General features: G+C 65.3%; 18 protein-coding genes. 9 read left to right on the forward strand and 9 right to left on the reverse strand.

Annotated elements, in window-relative coordinates; genetic code table 11:
- Positions 1 to 45 precede the first annotated feature (45 nt).
- Positions 46 to 981 (reverse strand): AEC family transporter, encoded by a 936-nt coding sequence (locus AB7008_RS12790; RefSeq protein ID WP_028158197.1) that lies wholly within the window; start codon positions 979 to 981, stop codon positions 46 to 48.
- Positions 982 to 1,080: 99 nt separating this feature from the next.
- Between AB7008_RS12790 and AB7008_RS12795 the strand changes: the two genes are divergently transcribed.
- Positions 1,081 to 1,974, forward strand: a complete 894-nt coding sequence (locus AB7008_RS12795; RefSeq protein ID WP_039146555.1) for a LysR family transcriptional regulator — start codon at positions 1,081 to 1,083, stop codon at positions 1,972 to 1,974.
- Here AB7008_RS12795 and AB7008_RS12800 read toward each other — a convergent pair.
- The gene (locus AB7008_RS12800; protein WP_304493016.1) at positions 1,971 to 2,837 is read right to left on the reverse strand and encodes an alpha/beta fold hydrolase; all 867 of its coding nucleotides are present in this window, start codon (positions 2,835 to 2,837) and stop codon (positions 1,971 to 1,973) included. The genes AB7008_RS12795 and AB7008_RS12800 overlap by 4 nt on opposite strands.
- 484 nt (positions 2,838 to 3,321) lie before the next feature.
- Between AB7008_RS12800 and AB7008_RS12805 the strand changes: the two genes are divergently transcribed.
- Complete coding sequence (locus AB7008_RS12805) at positions 3,322 to 3,585, forward strand: hypothetical protein (RefSeq protein ID WP_441258908.1); 264 nt, start codon at positions 3,322 to 3,324, stop codon at positions 3,583 to 3,585.
- A 46-nt stretch (positions 3,586 to 3,631) separates the two neighbouring features.
- Here the strand turns inward: AB7008_RS12805 and AB7008_RS12810 are convergent, their stop codons facing one another.
- The 6 genes from AB7008_RS12810 to AB7008_RS12835 form a co-directional block, all read right to left on the reverse strand.
- Complete coding sequence (locus AB7008_RS12810) at positions 3,632 to 4,048, reverse strand: RidA family protein (RefSeq protein WP_304493018.1); 417 nt, start codon at positions 4,046 to 4,048, stop codon at positions 3,632 to 3,634.
- Positions 4,049 to 4,120: 72 nt separating this feature from the next.
- Positions 4,121 to 4,753: a LysE family translocator gene (locus tag AB7008_RS12815; RefSeq protein WP_304493019.1), complete on the reverse strand. Its 633-nt coding sequence runs from the start codon at positions 4,751 to 4,753 to the stop codon at positions 4,121 to 4,123.
- 44 nt (positions 4,754 to 4,797) lie between these two features.
- Positions 4,798 to 6,060, reverse strand: coding sequence for a beta-ketoacyl-ACP synthase II (fabF, locus tag AB7008_RS12820; RefSeq protein WP_304493020.1), 1,263 nt, complete (start codon positions 6,058 to 6,060; stop codon positions 4,798 to 4,800).
- 1 nt (position 6,061) lies between these two features.
- Positions 6,062 to 6,577 (reverse strand): winged helix-turn-helix transcriptional regulator, encoded by a 516-nt coding sequence (locus tag AB7008_RS12825; protein ID WP_014497338.1) that lies wholly within the window; start codon positions 6,575 to 6,577, stop codon positions 6,062 to 6,064.
- Between the two features lie 297 nt (positions 6,578 to 6,874).
- Positions 6,875 to 7,054: a hypothetical protein gene (locus AB7008_RS12830; RefSeq protein ID WP_248881720.1), complete on the reverse strand. Its 180-nt coding sequence runs from the start codon at positions 7,052 to 7,054 to the stop codon at positions 6,875 to 6,877.
- Between the two features lie 79 nt (positions 7,055 to 7,133).
- On the reverse strand, positions 7,134 to 8,141 hold the full coding sequence (locus tag AB7008_RS12835; protein ID WP_014497337.1) for a polyprenyl synthetase family protein: 1,008 nt from the start codon (positions 8,139 to 8,141) through the stop codon (positions 7,134 to 7,136).
- Between the two features lie 133 nt (positions 8,142 to 8,274).
- Here AB7008_RS12835 and AB7008_RS12840 point away from each other — a divergent pair, with 133 nt between their 5' ends.
- From AB7008_RS12840 to glyS, 6 genes are all read left to right on the forward strand, one after another.
- A complete protein-coding gene (locus tag AB7008_RS12840) occupies positions 8,275 to 8,502 on the forward strand; it encodes a putative signal transducing protein (RefSeq protein WP_014497336.1) in 228 nt (75 codons plus the stop codon).
- A complete protein-coding gene (locus AB7008_RS12845) occupies positions 8,495 to 9,325 on the forward strand; it encodes a tRNA1(Val) (adenine(37)-N6)-methyltransferase (protein ID WP_304493021.1) in 831 nt (276 codons plus the stop codon). The genes AB7008_RS12840 and AB7008_RS12845 overlap by 8 nt, the downstream gene beginning before the upstream one ends.
- Positions 9,326 to 9,476: 151 nt before the next feature.
- The gene (locus tag AB7008_RS12850) at positions 9,477 to 10,385 is read left to right on the forward strand and encodes a S49 family peptidase (RefSeq protein WP_304493022.1); all 909 of its coding nucleotides are present in this window, start codon (positions 9,477 to 9,479) and stop codon (positions 10,383 to 10,385) included.
- Between the two features lie 104 nt (positions 10,386 to 10,489).
- Entirely contained in the window at positions 10,490 to 10,681 is a 192-nt protein-coding gene (locus AB7008_RS12855; RefSeq protein ID WP_014497333.1) for a hypothetical protein, read from the forward strand.
- A 239-nt stretch (positions 10,682 to 10,920) separates the two neighbouring features.
- Complete coding sequence (locus AB7008_RS12860; protein WP_028158187.1) at positions 10,921 to 11,856, forward strand: glycine--tRNA ligase subunit alpha; 936 nt, start codon at positions 10,921 to 10,923, stop codon at positions 11,854 to 11,856.
- On the forward strand, positions 11,856 to 13,955 hold the full coding sequence (gene glyS, locus AB7008_RS12865) for a glycine--tRNA ligase subunit beta (protein WP_441258909.1): 2,100 nt from the start codon (positions 11,856 to 11,858) through the stop codon (positions 13,953 to 13,955). Before AB7008_RS12860 ends, glyS begins: the two co-directional genes overlap by 1 nt.
- A gap of 306 nt (positions 13,956 to 14,261) precedes the next feature.
- Here glyS and AB7008_RS12870 read toward each other — a convergent pair whose 3' ends face one another.
- Positions 14,262 to 14,615: a DUF1236 domain-containing protein gene (locus AB7008_RS12870; protein WP_441258910.1), complete on the reverse strand. Its 354-nt coding sequence runs from the start codon at positions 14,613 to 14,615 to the stop codon at positions 14,262 to 14,264.
- A 223-nt stretch (positions 14,616 to 14,838) separates the two neighbouring features.
- Between AB7008_RS12870 and AB7008_RS12875 the strand changes: the two genes are divergently transcribed.
- The gene (locus AB7008_RS12875) at positions 14,839 to 14,994 is read left to right on the forward strand and encodes a DUF3096 domain-containing protein (RefSeq protein WP_014497329.1); all 156 of its coding nucleotides are present in this window, start codon (positions 14,839 to 14,841) and stop codon (positions 14,992 to 14,994) included.
- The last annotated feature ends 47 nt before the right edge of the window (positions 14,995 to 15,041 follow it).

The raw sequence follows: 15,041 nt of genomic DNA on the forward strand, positions 1-15,041 counted from the left end.
CCGCGGCGCCCCGGATTGCACTTCGCTCCATCCGGGCTACGATCGCTACCTTGCCAGCGCCAGATAGCCACTGATGGTCACGATCGACGTGATCGTCGATGCCAGAATGACATTGGACGTCATCGCCGCCTCGCGCTTGTAAAACTCCGCCAGCATGAACGGGCCCGTACCGGTCGGGAGCGCGGCCAGCAGCACGGCTGCATGCGTGAGTAGCGGGGAGAGGCCGAACACGGCGGTCGCCATCACCCAGGTGATAGCCGGCTGAAGCACGAGCTTGAAGCTCACGAGCAGCGCCGCCGATCCGACGTTCGTTTCCGAACTCTCGCGCCTGGTCGCAAGGAACAACCCGAGTGCAACAAGGGCGCAGGGTGAGGCCGCGCCCCCCAGGAGTCTCAGGAAGCTTTCGGCGGCATCGGGCACGCTGAGACCGGTGATCGGAACGATCGCAGCCACGGCGGGAGCAACGAGAAGCGGATTGCGCAGCAGGGAGCCGCCGACCTTGGTGACGAGGTGCCTGCGCCGCTTCTCGGTCTGCAGCCCGGTCTCGATCAGCACGATCGCGATCGCAAAGAGCACGCAGACCGTGATGATCGTGGCAATCAGCGTCGGCGCCAGCGCCTCGCGGCCGAGCGCCGCGAGCGCAAGCGGGAAACCGACGAAACCGGTGTTGGCGTAGCCGGCATTGAGCGCGTCGATGGCAGCGTCGGCGAGATGGCGCGGGCGGCGCAGCCGAACGGCGATGGTCAGGCAGAACACCAGCGCCGCGCCGATGCCGAAGGCGGCGATGAAGCGCGGTTGCCAGACCTCGGCCCATTGCGCGTGGGCGACGATGTCGAACAGCAGAGCGGGAAGGGCGAGATAGACGACGAAGCGGTTCAGCTCGCCGGTGGCATGCGGGCCGAGGACGCCGATCCGGCGGGCCAGCCAGCCGGCGAAGATGAGCGCGAAAATGGGGAGGACGGCCGCGAGGGTGGAGAGCATCGGGAAACCAGGCATTGGAGGGACGAATTAGCCCTATCCAATCCAATCGATATCATCCAATACTGATTACTGCACTGCTTCATACCTTTTCGGTATAAAATGATCGACATCAGACAGATGCGCTATTTCGTGGCCGTCGCCGAGACGTTGCATTTCGGCCGCGCTGCCGAGCGCCTCCACATCAGCCAGCCGCCGCTCAGCCGGCAGATCGCGGCCCTGGAGAAAGAACTCGGGGTTCGCCTGTTCGACCGCCAGTCGCGGCGTGCGACGCTGACGCCAGCGGGCCGGCGCTTCCTGGAGGACGCGCGGGCGGTGCTGATCGGTTTCGATCAGGCCTGCCAAAACGCGCGCATGGCCGAGCGGGGCGAAATCGGCGAACTCTCGGTCGGCTTCATGATGCACGCGGCCTACACGGTTCTGCCGGGTCTGACGCGGCGCTACATGGCGAGCCATCCCGGCGTGCGCGTCGAGCTGCGCGAGGTGATCCCGGGGATCCTCGGCGACGCGGTGCTGACCGGGCGCTTCGATGCCGCGATCCTGTTCGATCCCGGTCCCGTGCGCGGTCTTGCGACGCAAGTCATCTTTCGTGAGCCGCTCAGCCTTGCGGTGTACGTCAGTCATCCGCTCGCCGCGCAGAAGACGGTATCTGCGGGGCAGCTCAATGGTGAAGCCTTCATCGCCGCGCCGGCCGAAGTCGCGCCGAGGCTGCGCCAGTCGATCGCCGGCTATTGTCGTTCCGGCGGGTTCGAGCCGACGTTCAGACTCGAAGTCGAACTGCAGCAGACCATCGTCAGCCTCGTGGCGGAGAATCTCGGCATTGCGCTGGTACCGCGGTCGATGGCGAAGCTCGGAATTGCAAACCTGGCCTTCCGCGATCTCGAAGATGCGCCGATCATCGAGCACGTCGTCGCATGGCGGCCGGGCAATCTCAATCCGGCGCTGGCGCCATTTCTGGCGGAAGCGCACAGCGATGTCGCGGCTGGTCTGGATTAGCCCTCGGCCAGCCCGAGAAACCGCCGGATCTCACCCAGCACCTCTTGCGGCTTGTCATGCTGCAGCCAGTGCCCCGCGCCGGCGATGGTCTCGACACGCGCCTGCGGGAAATAGCGCTCCAGGCCGGCGGCCCTGGCACCCGCCAGAAAGCTTTCTCCGGCATTCAGCAGCAATGTCGGACTGGTGATGCGCGACCACAGCGCCACGTGATCGTCCGGCCAGAGCCGGTGCGGCGCAGAGGCGCGCTGGTAGGGATCGAACTTCCAGCTATAGGTGCCGTCCTCATTCCGCCGCGAGCCGTGCGTTGCAAGATGCAGCGCGAGGTCGCGGGCGAGGCGCTTGTTGTGAAGCACCATCTGCGCGGCCGCGTCTTCGAGGGTCGAATAGCGGCGCGGCGTGCGGTCGTGCAGCCTGTCGAGCTGGCTGACCCATTTGCTGATCCGCTCATGCGTCGGCGCTTTGGGGGTGTCCGGCAACATGGTGACCCCGTCGAGCACGACGAGCTTCGAGACCAGCTCGGGGAACGATCCTGAAAAGATCAGGCTCACCATGCCGCCCATGGAATGGCCGATCAGAGTCACTTGAGGCGCTGCGATGCTGCGAATGAGCTGCGCGAGGTCGTAGACATACTCGGTCAGCGCGTAGCTGCCGCCCTTGGTCCAGTCGGAATCGCCATGACCGCGCAGATCGGGCGCGAGCACGTGAAAATGCGGCTGAAGCGAGCGGGCGATGGCGTCCCAGCTCCGGCAATGATCGCGGCCGCCATGGACCAGGATGGCGACGGGCGCGCCCTCGTTGCCCCAATCGGCATAATGCAGCCGCAGGCCGTGTGACTCGTAAGTGCGACTTTGCGGGGCAAGCATCGGGCGTCGATCCTTCGAAATACCGGACGAGAACACAGCATGACTGGAGTAGCCTGCTGCTGGCCATTCCACAAGCAAGCCGCAGGTCACGGGCGCTTCGGCGGCGAGCTCGTGCCGGCTAGGCGGCGCATGGCGCGTCGGCGCTGCCGGGTCTTGCGCATCTTCGCGTCGTGACAGCGACGCGCGGTGCGCGACAACGACCTTGCCAGGAGGCGATAACGCGACCAGGACATCATCCTCATCGAACTCTCCATCGCAACAACCATGGGTGAGCCGCGAGCGATGAGTCGTTCGAATTCCACGCGTTACATCTTGGTCATTACGGGTCGGAAAGTCTTTCGGGCCGATGGCGACAATGTTGCGCGCACGCCGTCATCGCGAGCGGATCGGCCTCATCGAAATCGTTCATCGGTATTAAACCTGCGTAAGACGCCGAACGCAGGACGCACTCGTCGCCTCCAACGGATGTTAGGAGGTGAACATCATGAAACTTGTATCTGCGTTTGTCGGCCTTGCCGCACTTGGCGGGGTCACGCTGTCGAGCGGGGCTGCGTCAGCAGCACCGGTCGAGGTGCCGATCGGCTATGTCTGCAATGAATGGGGCCATTGCTGGCAACGCCACGACCATCGAGGCTACTACCGTCCGCACGACTGGGGTGGTTACGGCTGGCACCATCATTGGGGTGACGGCTGGCGCTGGCATCATTGGGCTCGCTGGCACCGCTGGCATCATTGGCACCACTGGTGAAATTTGAGAAAGGGGCTTCGGCCCCTTTCTTCCTTTCTTTCTTCGGCTATCGCGTCGCCGGCGAGGCTGCCTGTCTCGTCACAGCCGTCAGATTCATGGTCAGCATGACGCCAGGTTTCGGAAGCTCCTGCACGGCAAACACGGTACGAGCGGGCCGGTGCTCCCCCATCATCTCGACATAGGCTTCGTTCATCGCGTCGAAGTCCGACATGTGCTTGAGAAATACGTTGATGTGGGTGACGTGGTTGAGGTCGGAGTCCACCGCAGCCAGCATCGCCTCGAACGATCTGAAGATCTGCCGCGTCTGCGAGGCGACATCGGCGCCGGCCAGCTGTCCCGTCTCCGGATCGAAGCCCGCGGTCCCGCCGATCCAGATGTGTTCGCCGACCTTGGCAATGTGATTATAGGGGCCGATTGGTTTTGGCGTGTTCGGTGGAGTTAGCGTTTCTACCCGTGATGTCATCGTCGACCTCGCTCCATGGATCGTCTTCCAATGTACAATGGAAGATGGAGCAAGCGCATCTGCCAACCTTCGCTAGCCCTGCACCGGCCGCCGCGCCAGCGCGAGCGAGAGGCCAAGGCCGGCGATGAAGACGCCCGAGCCCTGGGTGAGACGCCGCATCAGATGCGGCCTGCCAATCAGCTGCGTGCGCGTTGCAGTTGCCATCAGCACCACGACGACATCGGCGAGCGTGTTCAGGATCACCGAGATCGCGCCGAGCACGATGAATTGCAGCGTGGGGCTCGACCCCGCGAGATCGAGGAACTGCGGAATGAAGGCGAGGAAGAATGCGGCCGTCTTCGGGTTCAGCGCCTCGACCAGCACGCCGTCGCGGAATGCGCGCCTGTCGCCGACGGGCTCGCTCTCCAGCGAGAGCGCACGGCCGGCGCTGCGGAAGGTCTTGATGCCGAGCCAGACCAGATAGAGCGCGCCGATGAATTTTACGACGGCAAACAGCTCCGCACTCGCAAGGATGATCGCGGAGATGCCGAAGCTGCCCGCGACGACATGAACCAGCCCGCCCAGCGCCGTGCCCGCGGTTGACGCAAAGCCGCTGGCGCGCCCCTCCGACAAGGTCCGTGCCGCGACGTAGAAGATGCCGGGGCCGGGAACGGCGGCAATGAGACACGCTGCGGCCAGGAACAGCCAGAAATTCGCTTCGATCATCCCGTTTTGGTAACGAAGCGGGCTGCGATTGCAAGGCCTCTTGTTCAGCCCATCCGGCGGAAGATCACGCTGGCATTCACCCCGCCGAAGCCAAATCCGTTGGAGATGGCGTTGCGCATCGGCATCGGCCGCGCGCTGCCTGCGACGATGTCGATGCCGTCCGCGCCGGGATCTGCGTTTTCGAAATTGAGCGTCGGCGGCGCGACCTGGTCGCGCAAGGCGAGGACGGTGAAGATCGCCTCGAGGCCGCCGGCGGCGCCGAGCAGATGGCCGGTGGCCGATTTGGTCGCGCTGACCGCGATGTTCCGGTTGCGGCCGAACAGCGCGGCGATCGCGCCGAGCTCGCTTTCGTCGCCGGCCGGCGTCGACGTCGCATGCGCGTTCAGATGCTGCAAATCCGCGGGCCCGAGCTTCGCCTGGCGCAGCGCGATCTCCATCGCACGGCGCGCGCCGTCGCCGTCGGGCGGCCCCGACGTCATGTGATAGGCGTCCGCCGTCGTGCCGTAGCCCACGATTTCCGCAATCGGGGAGGCGCCGCGCGCCAGCGCATGTTCCAGCTCCTCGATCACCAGGATGCCGGCGCCTTCGCCCATGACAAAGCCGTCGCGGTCGCAATCGAACGGGCGCGAGGCGCGCGCGGGCGCGTCGTTGAATCCGCTCGACAGCGCGCGGGCCGCGGCAAAGCCGCCGATGCTGACGATATCGATGCAGGCCTCCGCGCCGCCGCAGATCGCGACATCGGCTTCGCCTGCGCGGATCATGCGCGCGGCATCGCCGATCGCCTGGACGCCGGCGGCACAGGCCGTGACCGGTGTGCCCAGCGCGCCCTTGTAGCCGTATTTGATCGAGACGTGGCCGGCGGCGAGATTGGCGAGAAACGAGGGGATGGTGAAGGGCGAGAGCCGGCGCGCGCCGCGCTGCTCGGTGATGCGCACCGCCTCCGCCATTGCCGGGAAGCCGCCGACGCCGGAGGCGATGATCGTTGCGGTGCGTTCCTGTGCGCTCGCGTCCTGCGGTGTCCATTTGGCCTGCGCGACCGCCTCTGCGGTCGCGAGCAGCGCGAACAGGATGAAGCGGTCCATCTTGCGCTGGTCTTTTGGTGCGGCGGCTTGCGCGGGGTCGAAGCCGCCTTCGGCATCGTCGGCCTTGTCGGGCACGAGACCGGCAATGCGCGCGGGCAGTGCCTGCGCCCATTGCGGCAGAGGGCGCAGCCCGCTCTGGCCGGCCAGCAGCCGGCGCCAGGACAGTTCAACACCGCAGCCGAGCGGCGACACCGCGCCCATTCCCGTCACGACGATACGACGCATGTCAGTCTCCAGCCGGCGCGACGGCCGGGTTCATGGCTTTGAGCGAGGCGAGCCGCTTGCGCATCCCGCGGCTGGCGCGGGGACCCGGGACGACGACCGCATTGGCGAGGGTGATCGGACGCATGTCGGCGGCATCGACCACGATCGGATCGAACGGGCGAGCGTCGCTCCGGTTCGCCAGCACGATGGATTCGCCCTTGGGCGCGAGATGCCTGTTGCCGAAGGCCAGCAGTGCCACGACCACAGGGAAGAAATCCCGCGCCTTCTCCGTCAGCACGTATTCGTACCGCGGCGGCCTTTCATGATAGCGGCGGCGCACGAACATGCCGCTCTCGGTGAGATGGGCAAGGCGCCGCGACAGGATGTTCGGCGCGATGCCGAGGCTTTGCGAAAATTCGTCGAACCTCGTCGCGCCCTGGAAGGCATCGCGCAGGATCAGGATGCTCCACCATTCGCCGACCGTCTCAACGGCGCGGCCGACCGGGCATTCCAGGATGGAGGGGGATTTGGGCTGCATGGCGGGAAGCGTAGGCGAGTGGCTTGCAAAATGCAAGTTACTGGCTGAGCAGCAGGTGTGGAGGAGTGTTCGGCGAGAACGCCGTGGTCGGGTCAGTGGTGGGATGTGCGGCAGCGACCTGCGCAAATGCTCTCGTGCCCCGGACGCAGCGCGGCGCCTCCTGGCGGTGCGCTGCAGAGCCGGGGGGCCATGTTGCTGATTGCTGCGTGTCGCGTGGGTCCCGGCTCTGCGCAGCAGCGTTTCACGCTGCAGCGCGTCCGGGACAAGAGAGGGAATGCACCGCTGCCTGGCTCTCCGTCATTGCGAGCATAGCGAATCAATCCAGAGTCTTGCCGCGGTGACAGACTGGATTGCTTCGCTGCGCTCGCAACGACGATGTTGATGCAGCGTGCGCATATCCATCACCGTCACCTTGAGGCGCAGGAGCGTAGCGGAGGCCTCGAAGGGCGGCGGCCCGGCTGCATCCGGGCCGTTCATCCTTCGAGGCTCGCTATGCGAGCTCCGCAGGATGATGGGGCAAATAGTGGTGCGGAAGCGGAGCGCTAAGCCGTTTCACTCAGTGCGACCGGGCCAGACAGAACGCGACCACTTGCTCCAGCGCGCTCTTCATCGGCGAGGACGGGAACAGCGCCAGCGCGTCGACGGCCATGGCGCCGTAGTGCTGGGCGCGGCTGAGCGTATCCTCGAGCGCGCGGTGCTTGTTCATCAGGCCGATGGCATGGTCGAGGTCGGTGTCGCCGATCTCGCCGCGCTCCAGCGCCCGGATCCAGAAGGCGCGCTCGGTGTCGTTGCCGCGGCGGAAGGCGAGCACGACCGGCAGCGTGATCTTGCCCTCGCGGAAATCGTCGCCGGTGTTCTTGCCGAGCTTGGCGCTCTTGCCGCCATAGTCGAGCACGTCGTCGACGAGCTGGAAGGCGATGCCGAGATTCATGCCGACCGAGCGGCAGGCGGTCTGCTCCGCCTTAGGGCGGTTGGCGATGACGGGGCCGACCTCGCAGGCGGCGGCGAACAGCTCGGCGGTCTTGCCGCGGATCACGGCGAGATATTCGTCCTCGGTGGTCGCGGTGTTCTTGGCGGCGGCAAGCTGCATCACCTCGCCCTCGGCGATGGTGGCGGCGGCCGCGGAGAGGATGTCGAGCGCGCGGAGCGAGCCGACCTCGACCATCATGCGGAACGCCTGGCCGAGCAGGAAGTCGCCGACCAGCACGCTCGCCTCGTTGCCCCAGAGCATGCGCGCCGACAGCTTGCCGCGGCGCATCTCGCTCTCGTCGACCACGTCGTCGTGGAGCAGGGTCGCCGTATGCATAAATTCGACGGAGGCAGCGAGCTTGATGTGACCGTCGCCGGTGTAGCCGGCGAGGTTGGCCATGGCGAGCGTCAGCATGGGCCGCAGGCGCTTGCCCCCGGAGGAGATCAGATGGTTGGCGACCTCCGGGATCATGGTGACGTCGGACCCGGTCCGCGACAGGATCGTGGCGTTGACGCGCTCCATGTCACCGGCGACAAGGGCAACCAGCTCTTCGATCGACGCGCCGGGAGTTTCGAAAGGTACGATGACGGCCACGCCGGTCTCCAATATTTGCCCCGGAGGGGCTATTCTGATGGAAAGACAATAGAAACTGGCAGCGGATGCGGCAAGTGCCGCGGAACCATTGACATTTGCCGCTTTAGCCCCTTTCAGGCAGGAGACCTGCGTTTTGCGTGAACTGGTTCGGACCAACGACATGGTGCTGGTGTCGGCGATCGGTGCGCTGCTCGACGGCGCCAACATCCATCATCTGGTGCTGGACCAGAACATGAGCATTATCGAGGGCTCGCTGGGTATCCTGCCGCGGCGGATCCTGGTCCACGAGGATGACGCCCAGGAGGCCAGGGAGCTCCTCACCGAGGCCGGCCTCAGCCATGAACTGCGCGGCGATGATTGACGTCGTCACAGACTTCACCGAGGACGCCTTTCTCGGCGGGCAATTGCGCTTGAGGCAGAAGCGGTCCGGCCACCGCGCCGGGCATGACGCCATCCTGCTCGCGGCGGCGACAGAGGCCCGGGCGGGCGACCGTGTCGTCGATCTCGGCGCCGGCATCGGCACCGCCGGTCTGGCGCTCGGCCGGCGCGTCGCCGGTATCGGGCTGAGCCTGGTCGAGATCGATCCGGAACTGGCGGAGCTTGCGCGCGCCAATGCGGAGGCGAATGGAATTGTCGCGGAGACGATCGTGCTCGACGTGACGGCCGACGCGCAGGCGTTTGCGGCAAATGGCCTCGTGCCCGACAGCGTCGACGTGGTGCTGATGAACCCGCCCTTCAACGATCCCGCACGCCATCGCGGTTCGCCCGATCAGGCGCGCCGCACCGCGCATGTTGCGAGCGAGGAGACGCTGAATGCATGGGTGCATGCGGCGCGGCGCATTCTCCGATCGGACGGCGCGCTGACCCTGATCTGGCGCGCCGATGGGATCGCGGAGGTTTTGACTGCGCTGTCACGCGGCTTCGGCAGCCTGTCGATCCTGCCGGTTCACGGCGAGGCGGGACGGCCCGCGATCCGCGTACTGGTGCGCGCGGTCAAAGGCGGCCGGGCCCCGACGCGACTGCTGCCGGGCCTCATGCTGAACGACGAGTCAGGCGTGCCTAAAAATCAGGTGACGGAGATTCTGGAGGGGAGGGCGCTCTTGCCGCTGGCGGAGCTGCAACGACTTACTGCGGAAGCGATTCCGACTGCTGCTCTTGCGGGGTCGTCAGACGGATCGCCATGAACAGCGCACCGACCAGCAGCAACAGCAGATAGATTTTCATGGTGTTCTCCGCTGCCTCATTGCAGCTTCCCAACGGGGAATCTGCAAAACACGTTCCGGGCACTTCCAATGACAGTCGCGTGATAAGAAATGGTTAAGCAGAGGTAACGGCATGGCCGAACAATTGAACGATCGTGAGGGTTCCGGCCTGGCCGACAAGCTCATGCAATATCTGCCGGCGCGCTTCCGACCCGGCACGGCGGTGGTGCCGGTGGTGCGGCTGTCCGGTGTGATCGGTGCGGTGACGCCGCTGCGCCCGGGCATGACGCTTGCGGGCGTCGCGCGGGTGCTGGAGCGGGCGTTTTCGTACCGGAACGCCAAGGCGGTGGCGCTGGTGATCAATTCGCCCGGCGGCTCGCCGGTGCAGTCGCGCCAGATCTATCTGCGCATCAAGCAGCTCGCGGCGGAGAAGAAGCTGCCCGTGCTGGTGTTCGTCGAGGACGTCGCGGCGTCCGGCGGCTACATGATCGCCTGCGCCGGCGACGAAATCATCTGCGATCCGTCCTCCATCCTTGGCTCGATCGGCGTGGTCGGCGGCAGTTTTGGTTTCCAGGAGGCGATCAAGCGGCTCGGCATTGAGCGGCGGCTCTACACGGCCGGCGCGCACAAGGCGATGCTCGACCCGTTCCTCCCGGAAAACCCCGACGATGTCGCGAGGCTGAAGGCGCTCCAGCGCGAGATCCACCAGATCTTCATCGCGCTGGTGAAGGAGAGCCGCGGCGCGCGGCTGAAGGGCGCCGACGACACCCTGTTCACCGGCGAGTACTGGGCCGGCGAGAGTTCAATCGCGCTCGGGCTCGCCGACGGCATCGGCGATCTCCGCTCAACTCTTCGTGCCCGCTACGGCGACAAGGTTCTCACCCCCGTGATCGCGCAGCCGACCGGTTTGCTCTCGGGCCTTCTGGGGCGGAAATCGCCCGGTGCGGGCCAGCTTTCGGCCATGGAAACAATGGCCGGCCTGCCGGATGAGCTGATCTCGGCGATCGAGACGCGGGCGATCTGGGCGAAATTCGGGTTCTAGGCGACGCCCTCCCGCGCCATTTGGTCCGGGCCGAGCCAATTGCGGCGCGGCCCGGTCTGCGCAAGAATGTCTGTGGGGGCTGAGCACTAGACAAGGATCGACCGATGCCGCCGTTTGTCGCTTTCGCGGGCGTCCTGGGCGGGCTTGCCGTGGTCCGCTGGGCCTACAAGACCGCTGTCCGGATCAACCACGAGCTGGAGGAGATGCGCCTGTCGCGCGTCGCCGAAGCCGCCCATGCCGGGGAAATTCAGAAGCTGAAACGTGACCCCGTGACCGGAGCGTATCGGCCCGGCTAGGCCGCGCCACTCGCGTCATGCCCGGGCTTGTCCCGGGCATCCACGTTCTTCGTACCGCGACCAAGGTCGTGGATGGCCGGGACATAGGCGAGCGGAAGCGACGCCGTCCTTAGGACGGCTATGCCCGGCCATGACGGAGCACAGGGCCGCTTTCCGGGCCCCCTTTGCCTTGATTCCCATCCCCGCCGTCGATACGGTCCCGCGCGATTCAAAACCCCCCGCGAGAGCCTGATCTGACGATGGACGCCTCATTGCCCGCCCATATGCGCCCGGAACGCTCGTTCCAGGGCTTCATCCTCGCGCTCCAGCGGTTCTGGGCCGAGCAGGGCTGCGTGATCCTGCAGCCCTACGACATGGAGATGGGCGCGGGCACCTTCCATCCGGCGACCACGCTGCGCGCGCTCGGGCCGAAGCCCTGGAACGCCGCCTATGTGCAGCCCTCGCGCCGGCCCAAGGACGGCCGCTACGGCGAGAATCCGAACCGGATGCAGCACTACTACCAGTTCCAGGTGATCATGAAGCCGTCGCCGCCGAATCTTCAGGAGCTGTACCTGAAGTCGCTCGCCGCGATCGGCATCGATTCCGCCGTGCACGACATCCGCTTCGTCGAGGACGACTGGGAAAGCCCGACGCTGGGCGCCTGGGGTCTCGGTTGGGAGTGCTGGTGCGACGGCATGGAAGTCAGCCAGTTCACCTATTTCCAGCAGGTCGCGGGTTTCGAATGCGCGCCTGTTGCCGGCGAGCTCACCTACGGGCTCGAGCGCCTCGCGATGTATGTGCAGGGCGTCGACCGCGTCTACGACCTCAACTTCAACGGCCGCGAGGGCGACGCCAAGGTGACCTATGGCGACGTGTTCCTGCAGGCCGAGCGTGAATATTCGAAGCACAATTTCGAAGTCGCCGACACCGCGATGCTGTTCGAGCAGTTCAAGATGGCGGAAGCCGCGTGCCGGAAGTACCTTGACGCCGGCTGGAAGGACGGCAAGCGCGAGGCACACCTGATGGCGTTGCCGGCCTATGACCAGTGCATCAAGGCGAGCCATGTCTTCAACCTGCTCGATGCGCGCGGCGTGATCTCCGTGACCGAGCGGCAGAGCTACATTCTTCGCGTGCGCGAGCTGGCCAAGGCCTGCGGCGAGGCCTGGATCCATACTGAAGCGGGCGGAGCGGCCTGATGCCCGATCTTTTGCTTGAACTTTTCTCGGAAGAAATCCCCGCGCGCATGCAGGCCAAGGCGGCCGACGATCTGCGCCGCATGGTCACCGACAAGCTGGTCGCCGAGGGCCTGGTCTATGAGGGAGCGAAAGCGTTTGCGACGCCGCGTCGACTTGCACTGACTGTGCATGGCATTCCCGCGCGCCAGCCCGACCTGAAGACCGAACGCCGCGGTCCGAAAATGGGTGCGCCCGATGCGGCCGTGCAGGGTTTTCTGAAGGCGACAGGTCTGAATTCGCTCGACGAAGCCAAGATCCAGCGCGACCCGAAGGGCGACTTCTACATCGCGCTGATCGAAAAGCCCGGCCGCGACGCGATCGACGTGCTCGCCGAAATCCTGCCCGTCATCATCCGCACCTTCCCCTGGCCGAAATCGATGCGCTGGGGCGCGCGCTCCGGCAAGCCCGGCTCGCTGAGCTGGGTGCGTCCGCTGCACGCGATCACCGCGACCTTCGGACCCGAGACGGAAGAGCCCGATGTCGTCAAATTCTCGGTCGACGGCATCGAGACCGGCCAGACCACCTACGGCCATCGCTTCATGGCGCCGGCTGCGATTTCCGTACGCCGCTTCGAGGACTATGAAGCGAAGCTGAAGGCCGCGAAAGTCATCCTCGATCCGCAGGCGCGAAAGGACATCATCTTCGCCGACGCCAAGGAGCTGACGTTCGCGCAAGGGTTCGAACTGGTCGAGGATCAGGTGCTGCTCGACGAGGTCTCGGGCCTCGTCGAATGGCCCGTCGTCATGATGGGGTCGTTCGAGCCGGAATATCTCGCGATCCCGGAAGAGGTGATCCGCGCCACCATCCGCAACAACCAGAAGTGCTTCGTCGTCAGGGATTCCAAGACTGGCAAGCTGACCAACAAGTTTGTCCTCACCGCCAATATCGAGGCGGCCGACGGCGGCAAGACCATCGTATCAGGCAACGAACGCGTGATCCGCCCGCGCCTGTCGGATGCGAAGTTCTTCTATGAGACCGATCTCAAGACGAAGCTGGAAGACCGGCTGCCGAAGTTCGAGCAAATCGTGTTCCATGAGAAGCTTGGGACGCAGGCTGCGCGCATCAAGCGCATCGAGCGTCTCGCCGCGGAGATCGCGCCTTTGGTCGGTGCCGATGTCGCCAAGGCCACGCGCGCCGCGCGTCTCGCCAAGGCCGATTTGCTGACCGAAGTCGTCGGCGAATTCCCGGAGGTGCAGGGCCTGATGGGCAAGTACTACGCGCTGGCGCAGGGCGAGGATGCCTCTGTCGCCGCCGCGTGCGAGGAGCACTACAAGCCGCAAGGCCCGGCTGATCGCGTGCCGACCGATCCGGTCAGCGTTGCGGTCGCGCTTGCAGACAAGATCGACACGCTCGTTGGATTCTGGGCCATCGACGAGAAGCCGACGGGCAGCAAGGATCCGTATGCGCTGCGGCGCGCGGCGCTCGGTGTGATCAGGCTGATCGCTGAGAACAACCTGCGTCTGTCGCTCATGAAGGTGGCGGCATCTGCACTCGCCGGCTTGTCGGTGAAGTCGGCTGATGCGGAGAGGCTTCCAAGCGATCTCCTCGCCTTCTTCGCCGATCGCCTAAAGGTCCAGCTTCGCGAGCAGGGCGCACGGCACGATCTCGTCGACGCCGTGTTTGCGCTCGGCGGCCAGGACGATCTTCTGATGATCGTTCGCCGTGTCGAGGCGCTCGGCAAGTTCCTCGAGAGCGATGACGGCAAGAACTTGCTCGCTGGTATCAAACGCGCCAGCAACATCCTCGGCATCGAGGAGAAGAAGGACAAGCGCGCGTTCGACGGCGCGCCGGATGCTGCGCTCTATGGCCTCGTTGAGGAGAAGGCGCTGGCGAAGGCGATCGGCGAGGTGCAGGCGGAAGCAAGCGCCGCCGTCGCCAGGGAAGACTTTGCCGCCGCGATGAGCGCGATGGCCAAGCTGCGTCCGCCGGTCGATGCGTTCTTCGACAAGGTCCGCGTCAACGACGACGATCCGAAGGTGCGTGAGAACAGGCTGAAGCTGCTCAACGAGATCCGCAGCGCCACGCGTGCGGTCGCGGATTTCTCGAAGATCCAGGATTGATCTCGTGCCCCGGACGCGGCGCAGCGCTACTTCAGCGGTGCGCTGCAGAGCCGGGGCCCATGTTAGCCTCACAAAGATTCTGGGTCCCGGCTCTGCGCCGCATCGCTGCGCGCTGCGTCGCGTCCGGGACACGAGAGTACAAAAAGCCCCGCCCGGCGGGGGGAGAACCGGGCGGGGCGTGATGTCCGTACTACGCGATGCGCGCCAGCCTGATTGAAGTGACGCGCCGGACATCGAGTTGATCGGAAGCGTTTTCAAGCGAAGTGGATACCGGTTCGCGTGAAGAAAACGCGTTCAGACGAGAATCTAATCCATCACCTCGACGACGCGCCGCGAGCGCGGCTCGACCAGCACGGTTGCGCCGTTCACGACGGTGTAGCGGTAGGTGGTGGCGCCGAAACGTTGCGGCACGTCATAATAAGTGACGCCGCTTTCAGGTAAGGTAGCGCCGACCACCACGCGATCCGGGACACTGAAGGCCGGTACACGTTGCTCGACGACATATTCGCGGAATGCCGGCCTCTGTTCGACCGCAATCGTCGGACCGCTGTCGACGACAACAGGCGCGCGGCCAACCGTGAGACCGGATTGCGCAGACGCTGCGATCGGCGAGCCGAGCGCGGCGCCAAGCGCGGCGAGGGCGAGAATCCTGTTCCGCATGGGCAACTCCTTCGAACTGATTTCAGCCGGCGCCACTGGCGCGACCGGTTGCCAATGCATGTCCCCTTCGCAATGTTCCGGGAAAGGCCCTGCCGCATCAGGGGCAATTTCGGGCAGTTTTCGCGAAGTCGGGAACCTGTTCGCGCCTTGTGCGTCTCTACCCGCGGAACCCGGTCCGGTATGATCCAGCCGCGATTCGCCTTAACGCTCGGAAAGACAATTCATGCACATCACCGTCGCCCACATCTCGCCGCTTCTGTCGCTGCTTGCGGGCGTGCTCATCCTGATCATGCCGCGCCTTCTCAACCTGATCGTCGCGATCTTTCTCATCATAAATGGTGCGATCGGGCTCGGATTGTTGAAGTGGCTCCATCTCTAGGCCTTCATTTTCCGGAACTCTTCGACTTGCGCGGGCCTGCCCAAAGT

The sequence above is a fragment of the Bradyrhizobium sp. 521_C7_N1_3 genome, from assembly GCF_052075975.1.
GTDB classification, from domain to species: domain Bacteria; phylum Pseudomonadota; class Alphaproteobacteria; order Rhizobiales; family Xanthobacteraceae; genus Bradyrhizobium; species Bradyrhizobium japonicum.